Source organism: Pedobacter sp. GW822-FHT03F06, from assembly GCF_058801365.1.
Genome location: NZ_JBXANE010000003.1, coordinates 550,589 through 561,761 on the forward strand (window position 1 = coordinate 550,589; position 11,173 = coordinate 561,761).

The 11,173-nt window shown below is 38.8% G+C and carries 6 protein-coding genes; 2 read left to right on the forward strand and 4 right to left on the reverse strand.

The window, feature by feature from the left end; all coding sequences use genetic code 11:
* Positions 1 to 140: 140 nt before the first annotated feature.
* Positions 141 to 4,220 (forward strand): hybrid sensor histidine kinase/response regulator transcription factor, encoded by a 4,080-nt coding sequence (locus AC1RJ8_RS07640; RefSeq protein ID WP_492952873.1) that lies wholly within the window; start codon positions 141 to 143, stop codon positions 4,218 to 4,220.
* A 198-nt stretch (positions 4,221 to 4,418) separates the two neighbouring features.
* Here the strand turns inward: AC1RJ8_RS07640 and AC1RJ8_RS07645 are convergent, their stop codons facing one another.
* The 4 genes from AC1RJ8_RS07645 to AC1RJ8_RS07660 form a co-directional block, all read right to left on the reverse strand.
* On the reverse strand, positions 4,419 to 5,309 hold the full coding sequence (locus tag AC1RJ8_RS07645; RefSeq protein WP_492952872.1) for an SMP-30/gluconolactonase/LRE family protein: 891 nt from the start codon (positions 5,307 to 5,309) through the stop codon (positions 4,419 to 4,421).
* A gap of 67 nt (positions 5,310 to 5,376) precedes the next feature.
* The gene (locus AC1RJ8_RS07650; RefSeq protein ID WP_492952871.1) at positions 5,377 to 7,137 is read right to left on the reverse strand and encodes an ABC transporter ATP-binding protein; all 1,761 of its coding nucleotides are present in this window, start codon (positions 7,135 to 7,137) and stop codon (positions 5,377 to 5,379) included.
* Entirely contained in the window at positions 7,121 to 8,857 is a 1,737-nt protein-coding gene (locus tag AC1RJ8_RS07655; RefSeq protein ID WP_492952870.1) for an ABC transporter ATP-binding protein, read from the reverse strand. The genes AC1RJ8_RS07650 and AC1RJ8_RS07655 overlap by 17 nt, the downstream gene beginning before the upstream one ends.
* A gap of 144 nt (positions 8,858 to 9,001) precedes the next feature.
* A complete protein-coding gene (locus AC1RJ8_RS07660) occupies positions 9,002 to 9,604 on the reverse strand; it encodes an LURP-one-related/scramblase family protein (RefSeq protein WP_057933366.1) in 603 nt (200 codons plus the stop codon).
* Positions 9,605 to 9,953: 349 nt separating this feature from the next.
* On the opposite strand from AC1RJ8_RS07660, the gene AC1RJ8_RS07665 reads away from it, so the two are divergent.
* Positions 9,954 to 10,799, forward strand: coding sequence for a CvfB family protein (locus AC1RJ8_RS07665; protein ID WP_492952869.1), 846 nt, complete (start codon positions 9,954 to 9,956; stop codon positions 10,797 to 10,799).
* Positions 10,800 to 11,173 lie beyond the last annotated feature (374 nt).

The window sequence follows — 11,173 nt, forward strand, 5'->3', positions numbered from 1 at the left end:
CGAAATTCCCAATCAAGTTGTGAATGAGGTTGCGAGGATAACCATCGTTTATAATTCCGACGATTACCCATCCTCTATAATAAGGTTGATAAAAAATCAATTATCTTTATCGGCTCAGAACTGTCTGCATAAACTGTCAAATGAACACGTTAACGAAAACTTTTTTCCTGCTCCTCTTTATTTTTTCGATAGGAAATGTTAGCGCACAAAATTTAAAATTTAAGCATGTTAGTGTAGAGGATGGACTATCGAACAGCACCATTGAATGCATCTTTCAAGACCATCGGGGTTTCATCTGGTTTGGTACACGCGATGGTTTGAATAAATACGATGGCAATCAGATTACTGTTTTTAAGCACAACAAAAACGAAAATAGCATCAGTGATAATTTTATCAGGTGCATCTTTGAAGATCAAAACCATACCCTTTGGATCGGCACTTCGGATGGACTGAACAGGTTTAATGCCGAGAAAAACAATTTCTTTACCTACAGGGCCAAAAACCAAAAGAACCAGACCAACATTGTTACCTCAGTTAAAGAAACCAGCAAAGGAATCTGGGTAGGCACTTATGGTGGTGGACTGAACCTGCTCGACAAAACCTCGAATACCTTTAGCCGATATCAATATCAATCCGATGTGGCAAAAACCGACCGAAAAGATTACATCAATGATCTGTATTGCGATGCTTCAGGAAATATCTGGATGGCTACCGATGCTGGTATTCATATATTAGACCTTAAATCAGGTAAAGCAGCAATTATTAAGACATTAGAAAATGAATCCTTTAGGGTGATTAAAAAAGATTCAAATGGCTCTTTTTGGTTTGGAACAGAAGAAAATGGCCTAATCTATTACGATCCTGGCAAGAATACCATTAAAACATACCAGCACCAGGAAAAAAACAGCAATAGTATAGGAAGCAACCTGATAAGGGCAATTGTTTTCGATAAGCATAAAAACTTGTGGGTTGGTGGTATTAATGGTGGCTTAAACCTTTTTAATCCTAAAAATGAATCATTTACACATTATCAGAACGAGCCTGGCAATGCCTTTAGTTTATCGCAGCGCACCGTTTCGGCACTTTTCGTCGATCAGCAGGATAATTTGTGGATTGGTACCCACCGGGGAGGAATAAACCTCTATAGCCCACAGGCAGAAAAGTTTAAATTGGTGCGCCAGGAGCCCAACAAAAACAGTTTAAGTTACAATGATGTACGGGCCTTCCATGAAGATAAAGCCGGCAACATTTATATTGGGACTGATGGTGGCGGACTCGATATTTATAACAAAATCAGTAAAACCTTTATCCATCACCGCTATAATCCCTTCAACCTCAATAGTATTGGTGCTGATGCCGTTTTAGATATTACCGCAACAAAAAGCGGTTTGTTATTAGTCGGCACCTGGGCAGGTGGCTTAAACCTCATGCACAACGATGGCTCATTTACCCGTTTTAACCACAATGCCAATCCTACTTCCATTTCTTCGGATTATGTACAAAAATCGTTCGAAGACAGCAATGGCAACATCTGGATCGGCACTTATTATGGTGGTTTAAACCTTTTCGACGCGCAAAGCAAACAGTTTAAACGCATTACCGGGGGGAAAAATGGCAGTAAGTTAACAGGCAATAACATTGTTTCCCTTAGTGAAGACCAATACAAAAACCTTTGGATTGGCACCGATGATGGCGGTTTAAACTGTTATAACCTCAATACCCAGGTATTTACCCATTATTTTATGGGCGGTGGAAAACGACCGGATTTAAGGGTAATCTTTATAGACAGTAAAGGAAACCTTTGGATCGGGCAGGCTGGTCTTTACCGCTTTAACCGTGCAAAGAACAAATTTGAACTTTACACCACCAAAGCAGGTTTATCAACTGAATTTATAAAAGGAATTACCGAAGATGAAAAAGGCAATTTCTGGATCTCGACTGCCCATGGCCTTACTAGATTTAATCCACAAAACCAGACTTTTAAAAAATATAATACAGCTGATGGTTTGCAGGGACTTGAATTTGAAACCAATGCCTATTTAAAAACACGAAACGGGGAAATGTTTTTTGGGGGAATAAACGGTTTCAACACGTTTTTCCCTGATGATATTCAGACCAACAAATTTATCCCACCTGTTTACCTTACCGAATTTCAGATCTTCAATCAAAAAATCTTACCAAACACAGCAGGTTCTGTACTCGAAAACGACATCAGTTACACCAAAGAACTTCAGCTGGATTATGATCAGGCTTCAATATCGTTCCGTTTTGCCAGTTTAAATTATGTGGCCAACGAAAATAATAACTATGCTTACCGCTTAGAAGGTGAAGATAAAGACTGGGTTTTTGCCGGCCATGTGAAACAGGCCTTTTACACCAACCTCGATCCGGGAACTTATACTTTTAGGGTTAGGGCATCGAACAACGATAATGTTTGGAATACCACCGGAACTGCTGTAAAAATCATCATTTCTCCACCTTTCTGGGCAACCTGGTGGTTTAGGTTAATCGTTATTGCAACCGCTCTTTACTTAACCTATTTAGCGCTGAGCTTTAAACGTAGATTGGAAATCAGAAAAATAGAGGAAGAAAAAAGAGAAGAAATGCACCAGACACAGCTTCAGTTTTTCACCAACATTTCGCATGAGTTCCGCACACCGCTTTCGCTAATATTGGGCCCAATAGAACGCCTGTTGAGAGAAGATACACAAGAAAGTTTCCAAAGTTATTACCATACCATTCACCGCAATGCCAATCGTTTATTGAGGCTCATTAATGAACTGATGGATTTTAGGAAAACAGCTTCGGGGGCTTTAAAACTCAATGTGATAAACGGTAACCTGAACCTTTTTATTGATGAGGTTGCCGAAGAATTTTCGGAAATGGCTGCTGAAAAAGGAATCAACTTTACCGTAGAAAAAGAAAATCTCCCAGCCGATATCTGGTTCGACAGACAGGTAATTGAAAAAATTATCCTCAATCTGATTAATAACTCCATTAAATACACTAAAGCTGGTGGAATACTCAAACTTCAGGTTTTCAACGAACCGATCGGTTATAAACCACAATTTGAAAACCAATTGGTGATTAAAAGTGACTATGAGGCCAAAGCTTACATCTATTTCCGCGTGATTGATAGTGGAATTGGGATTTCTAAAGATTCTATCCAGCATTTATTTGAGCGCTACTACCGGATCACTGAAACGCATCTGGGCTCGGGAGTGGGATTGGCTTTCGTAAAGAGCTTAACCTTATTGCATAAAGGATTAATTCAGGTATCGAGCCAGCGGAATGAAGGAACAGAAATTATTATCGGCATCCCAAGCAGCAAGGCAGATTATACGCAAAATGAACAGTTCAGCCAAAATAACGAGCCTGGTGGCACAAGGCTCGAAAGTATCAGCTACCGGTCGGAAACTGAAGTTATCCAACCGGGAACCGAACAAACACCTGCGAATACTAAAACCAGTATCCTAATTGTAGATGACAACGAAGAACTGAGAACTTTTTTAAAGGATACGCTAAGTCCTTTTTATGCCATTATTGAAGCTTCAGATGGCCACTCAGGGCTTGAACAGGCTCGAAAAAATTTACCTGACCTGATTATCAGCGATGTGATGATGCCTGGCATGAACGGAACAGAATTTTGTAAGCGCATTAAAGAAGATATTGAAACAAGCCATATCCCGTTTTTAATGCTTACCGCTAAAAACAGTGTGGAAGCTGAAATTGAAGGTGCCGAATCGGGCGCCGATCTTTATTTCACCAAACCCATCAACATTAACCTGTTACAGCTTACCATTAAAAATATTTTTGAGCAACGGCAAAAACTGAAAGACCATTATTTAAAAAATAAAGATACTGAGCCCAAAGCGCTTGCCCATTCTGAAAGAGACAAGGCTTTCCTCACCAAATTATTATCGATCATTGATGCGGAAATGATTAATCCTGAAATGGATATCGATTACCTCTGCAAAGAAATTGGAATGAGCAGAACCAAACTTTACCAGAAAATAAAATCAATCACAGGACAATCTATTGGTGAGTTTGTAAGATCAGCTAGACTCAGAAAAGCCATTGAGATCATGAAAAGTGAAGATGTTTTGATGACAGAGGTTATGTACAGGATCGGTATTCAAACACAATCATACTTTACAAAAGCATTTAAAAAAGAGTTCGGCGTAACGCCAACCGGCTACATGCAGAACCTAAAACCTTAAGGATGGATTAAAGTAAAAAAGCCCTTCAATCCTGAGAGGGCTTTTTCATAGTCGTCTATCCCTATAAGTAGGAATCCAAAACTAATTAATGCCTTTAATATTTTTAGGGGTTGAATAAACTGAACAGAAAAAATTTTCACATTAATTCATTCTTAGTTTTTTCGGCTTTATATGCCCTTAAATGGCTATAACAAACTATTACTCCACGCCCTTTGTATTCGTTGGAATAATGTACAGCGATTTTGAAGCCGTAATAAAAAGCATGTTTTTGTTTTTTCCGCCAAAACAGATGTTACCACACCACTGTTCAGGCACTTCAATATGACCGATTTGTTCGCCTGTAGGTTTATAAATATTTACCCCTTTACCGGTTACATAGATATTTCCATCGCTATCTAAAGTCATCCCATCAGAATGCTGATTAAGGATGAGTTGCCTGTCTGTTAATTTGGCATCGGCACCAATACGATAACGATAAGTTTTATTGGCACCCATATCGGCCACATACAAAAATTTACCATCCGGAGTACCTACTATGCCATTAGGCTTGATAATATCATCTGCCACGACAATCGCTTCTTTTTTTCCTTTCGGAAGATAATATACCTTTTGCCCTTGAATCTCAGGTGATTTTCTGGTCCAGTAATCGCGCTGATAATAAGGATCAGTAAAATAAATACCTCCTTTGGCATCTAACCAGATATCGTTTGGTCCGTTTACCTTTTTGCCTTCATAATCACTGAAAAGCACTTTTATCTTTTTGTTTTTATCTATAGACCAGATCTGGTTATCCTCATCCGCACAAACAATCAGGTTGCCTTTTTTATCGAAATAAGTACCGTTTGCCCTTCCCGATTTGTCCATATACAGGCTCAGTTTGCCATCAATACCATATTTCCAGATTTTATCATTAGGCTGATCAGTAAAAAACACGTTTCCCTGTTTATCAACTGATGCACCTTCTGTAAACTTAAATTGTGAAGAAATCAACTTTAAACTATCCTGAACAAAAAGGTTTTGCCCTGCACTTTGCGCAAAAGAGATGAGGCTTAAGGCTGAAAGCGCCAAAAAGAAGAAATATTTTTTCATTTGTATTAATTATTTGATCAGACCTCGCAGGTTTTTAAAACCTGCGAGGTCTATGCCCGTAAAGATATTAACTTACCCGTTTCCCTTTCAGTAACATATTTAATGCATCATTCAGCGTTCCGGCTTTTTGCACTTCACCTTCATTTACAAAATAAATTTCATCAGCGTTTTCGATGGTATTTAAACGATGTGCAATAATAACAAGCGTAGTTTCTTTCGACAATTTATTTAAAATACTACCCAAAAGTTGTTCGGTTATGGTATCGATGTTGGCCGTAGCTTCATCAAGGATTAACAGTTCAGGATTTCTGAGCACCGCACGCATAAAGGCAATCAGCTGTTTCTGGCCTAAACTGATACTGTCCGATCCGGAAGTAATCTGTGTATTTAACCCTTCATCAAATATGGCTAAAAGTGCATTCAGATTGGCTTCTTCAATTATTTTCTCCAGCTGCGTGTCACTTACATCCTTATATTGACTATTACCATACAAGATATTCTCTTTTACCGTTCCGGTAAATAAAAATGGTTCCTGCAAAATGAATCCGATTTTTTGTGTTCTTTCCGCTGCAGAAGATGAACGGATATCTTTACCATTTAATAAAACTGTTCCCTTTGTGGCATCGTATAAACGCGAAATTAAAGAAGCAGTAGTGGTTTTCCCTCCTCCGGTTGGTCCAATTAAGGCATAAGTTTTTCCTTTTTCGAACCTCAGGTTAATGTTATGGAGGATTTCTTTACTGTCATCATAAGAGAAATGCACATTTTTAAATTCAAGCAAAGCATCAGAAGTGATATTTCCGTCAACTTCTATCTGTTTTAGGTCACTCTCCAACGATAAGATCTGCGATATCCTGTCCCAACTGGCCATCGCCACCTGAAAACTTGTCCAAAGTGCAGCCAATTGCCTTAACGGATTATAAAAATTAGTGGTATAAGCTATATAACTCACCAATAAACCCAAAGTAAAGTTTCCGGTAGAAATCAGGTAAATACCAAATAATAAGGTAATCAGCTGTGCTATGCTTGATAATAAACCATAAACGGGCACAAAAATATTGTTGGCCAAACCTGCACCTATGGCTGTTTTATAGTTTTCGGCATTGGCCTCATTAAAACGTTTCCTAAAATAATCCCTGCGGTTAAAGGCAATAATCACTTTAAAGTTGTTCAGGCTTTCCTGTATTTCGGCACTCATTCCACCAACGCTTTTTAAGTTTTTGGCATTTTTCCCTTTTACCCAGGGAGATAAAGCCATCGTAAAGATAACGATCACCACCGCAGGCGAAAGTGTTGCGGCCCCTAGTTCTAAATTAATCGAAAGCAAGAAAATACCGGCACCGATCATGGTTACAATACTGCCTATAAACTGCATTAAGGACTGTGAGAAAAACTGGTTCAACTTATCGGTATCATTATTTACCCTCGAAATCAGATCGCCAGCTTTGTTCTGATTAAAAAATGAAACGGGCAACTCCTGTAGTTTATTAAAAATGGCATTGCGTAATGTGTATAACATTCGCTGGCCTACTCCACCCATCAACCTGGTTTGGGTGTAACCTGTAACCATGGCAATCATATACATCACTAACAGTATGCCACCAAAAATAAGCACACCATGAAACTGTTTGGTGCGGATATAGGTATCAACAGTATGGCCAACCAGTAATGGCCCCAAAAGCAACAGACCTGAGTTAACCAAAATGGCAATCAGCGCCAGCCAAAGGTTCTTACGTTCAGCCGAGATCAGTTTAAGCAGGCTTTTCAGCGCCTTAAAAGTAGATTGCTTTTCCTGCCCGGTGTTAAGCTGGTTAAGATTGTAGTTCATAATTACTGGTGCTCTGTTGTGAATTGTAAATCTGAACATATTCGGGACTGCTTTTCAGCAATTCCTGATGGGTTCCTTCTGCAATGATTTCGCCCTGCATCAGCAAGATCACTTTGTCGTAATGTTCAACAGAAGCTATTTTTTGTGTAATGGAAAGTAAAGTTAAACCAGGATAATTTTGTTGGATGTTCTCCAAAATCCTTTTCTCGGTATTGGTATCAACGCGGGCTGTAAAATCATCAAGCAATAAGATTTTCGGATTCACCGCTAAAGCCCTGGCCAACATAATACGTTGTTTCTGCCCCCCCGAAAGGCTGTTTCCACGCTCTGAAACAATAGTATTCAACTGATCAGGCAAAGCATCTACAAAATCTTTAAGTTCGGCAGTAGCTATGGCTTTGGCCAGTGATTCATCTGTAACGGTATCGCTAAAGGCAATATTTTCCCTGATGCTCATGTTGAACATAATGCTGTCCTGAAATACTAAGCCGACCTGTTGGTGAAAATTCTCCTGGTTGTACTTTTTAATTTCTTCGTTATCGAACAGCACCGAGCCAGCATCTGCTTCAATAAGACCAGTTAAAATATAAAGTAATTGTGTCTTACCCGCAGCCGTAGGGCCGATAATAGCAGTTTTAGAACCTGCCTTGGCAGAAAATGAAACCGATTTTAAAACTGGTTTTTGTCCGAAACTTAGACTAAGGTCTTTTGCCTCCACATCCCCTATCAATTGTGTAGTCAGCGTGCCTGGATGTTTGATCTCAGCAGCATTCAGCACACTTTCTATCCTTTGGTAAGATGCTGTAGCCTGCGCAATTACATTGCTCATAAAACCGATTACCAAAATGGGAAATATAATGAGGGTGAGGTAACTGCTAAAAGCGGTAAATTCTCCCAGGGTCATCGAATTGGTGATGACAAAGTGACCACCCAGTACCAGAATGCACAAACCAGATAAATTGGCTGTAAAAACAATAACCGGAATCAGTGCCGCAAACATACGGAGAATGGAAATTCCTAAATCTCTTGCTTTGGCATTTGCATCTATAAATTTATTGTATTCTAAAGCTTGTGAATTAATTACGCGGATTAAAGCCGAACCTAAAATACTTTCGCTGATTACCTTGTTCAGCCAATCGATCACTTCCCTACTCTTTTTGAAAAGCACTTTTACCTTGCTTAACACGTAGAAAAATGCCCCACCGATTATCGGCACAATAGCAATCACACAAAGTGCCAGTTTCCAGTTAATTATCAGGAGCAGAATACTTGCCCCAACAATTAAAAATATAGACGAGCAGATAGAAACGATAGCCTGCGAAACAAACATTTTAATCGAATCAGCATCGGCTGTAAGATTGGTTAACAGTTTTGAGGGATTAGCCTGAATAATATAGGCATGGCTCTGTCGCGAAATCTGATCAGATAATCTTGTTCTTAAGTCTCTTGCCACACGTTCAGAAGCATAGGTCTGTACAATACTTTGCAAATAAGTAAAGATAAAAACCAGTACAATAGCCAGTGAAAACTGAAGCAGAATGGATTGAAGGTTGAAAGTTTTGTTGGTATAAGAATCGATACCGCTTGCAATAATCTTTGGTAAGAGTAAGTTGATACCGTTACTGAGCAACGCAAACAGGATCAGCATAAAAATTAAGCCGCTGTAGTTTCCAAGTAAACTGAAAATACTCGGCTTTTTGGCTCCTTTGGTTTTTTCCATATCAATGAAGATACCTTAAATTGTAGGCTTCAAATTTAACCCAAAGAAATGATTAAATGACTAAATTATTGAATGAGAGAATATAATTTATTCGAGGGATATGCTCGGTCAATAATTCAATCATTCTCTCATTCAATAATTATCCTACTTGCTTTCCTTCAAAACCATATCAATGGTAATGGCAGTGGCCACAATTGCAACTTTTTGATTGCTTTCGGCATAACTGGGATCGATAGATACATTGTATTTATCGGCCGTGGTGAAAACTTCTTTCAAAGCACCAGCCCACTTTTTGTTTATTTTGCCCATTTCGGCACCTGCGTTATTGGTGATACTAAAATTCCATGCTTTCCAATCGCCAGATATTTTTGCGATCTCTTCTCCAGATGTTGGGCTCGAAATGGTAAAAGTTGGCTTGAAGAATTTAAATTTTTGTTTTATAATCCCCACTTCAACACCAAGCGGATCGGTCACAATAATTTTCGACATCCAGAAGGTCCACCCTCTTGTAATGGTGGCCTGTAACTGATCGTTGGTATCGGTAATTTCTAATTTAAAAGGCATCATTCGCTTATCAACCAATAAGGTTAAAGCTTTTTGCCAGCCAGAAATACGCTGTTTAATAATCCCGATCTGAGCACCCTGATCGTTATAAACTTTGTACTCGTTCGCAAACTTTAAAAAGTTTACTTTCTCATCAATAAAATACTCGTCGCTTAAAAAAAATGGAGGAATCTGCTTGTTCATATTGTAGATTTAATATTAGATAAGTTGCTAAAATATATATTTTTTTTCATTGCAGGTTCAAATAGCGGTGATAGATCATCGTTGATAGCTCCCATGTAATAGATCTCTCCACTCCGCGTTGCTTCGGTCGAGAGGACGACCGCTCTAGCCGAGTCAGTCAATGATAATCTGGCTAAAAAGAAACATGAGGTTAGTTTTTTCACCACAGATGCACACAGATCTTAATATCTGTGTACATCCTTTTTATCTGTGGTTAAAATTATTTCAACTGATTTAAAAACCAATTTGCAGCTAAACATTGCTACCTTTGCAACAAAAGCCATTGAAGAAAATGGTTAAACCCAAACACATGATTGAAATAGGAAAATACAACGAGTTAAGGATTTTAAGCAAAACAGAAGCTGGATTAAACTTAACCGATGGCGATAAACTGGTCATCCTCCCTTACCAATACGTTCCGAATGGCGTAGAAATTGGCGATAACATTACCGTTTTTGTTTTTGTACAAAAAGATGGTCGCTTAACCGGCACTACCCAGAAAGCTTATGCCGAAGTAGGCGATTTCGCTTTTTTGAAAGTGGTTTCTGATGGTGATGATGGCGTTTTTATGGATCTTGGGATCGATAAAGATGTATATGTACCAGACCGCGAGCAAAAAAGGCCGATGCAAAAAGGCTATAAATATGTGGTTTACCTGTATTTAGACGAAAGTAACGACCGCTTGTTGGCTTCTTCTAAGCTATATGATTTTGTTGAAGAAGACGGTTTTGATTTTGAAGAAGGTGATGAGGTGAGCTTATTGATTACCGAAGAAACTGACCTTGGTTTTAATGCCATTATCAACAATACTTATATTGGTTTACTTTATAATAACGAGGTTTTTGATAATATCCAACCTGGCGAAATGCGCAAAGGCTGGATCAAGAAAATCCGTGTGGAAGGTAAGATCGATTTAACCCTGCAGCCAAGTGGTTACGGCCATATTCTCGATTCGAAAGAGATGATGTTAAGAGAGCTTAAAAAGAGTGGTGGTGTAATTGAACTGGGCGATAAAAGTTCTCCGGAAGATATTTATCACCGTTTCCAGATCAGTAAAAGCGCTTTCAAAAAAACCATTGGTTCATTGTACAAAGAGCGCCTGATTATGCTTTCTGACGATTCGATCAGACTGATTACAGACGACGAAGCAGAATAAGATCGCCACAGATCAAAAGGATAAGCACAGATTATCTATAATTAGCCACGGAAACACAGATTAACACAGAATAATTTTCCGTGATTTCTGTGCCTCCGTGGCCAATATATAAATCGTCATTTCGACTGAAGCAAAGCGGAACGGAGAAATCTTTTAAAAAGACTTGGGAATACTGCGATCGAGATGAAGGACCAATTTCCGTGCCTCCGTGGCCAATATATAAATCGTCATTTCGACTGAAGTGAAACGAAATGGAGAAATCTCTCTAGATAGATCTCTCCATTCCACCGCGTTCCAGTCGTATTCTAGGTTTACCACAATTGCAAATTTATTTTAAGAAAAACTCTTTTTTTGGAGTTTTTCTTAGCTTTTAT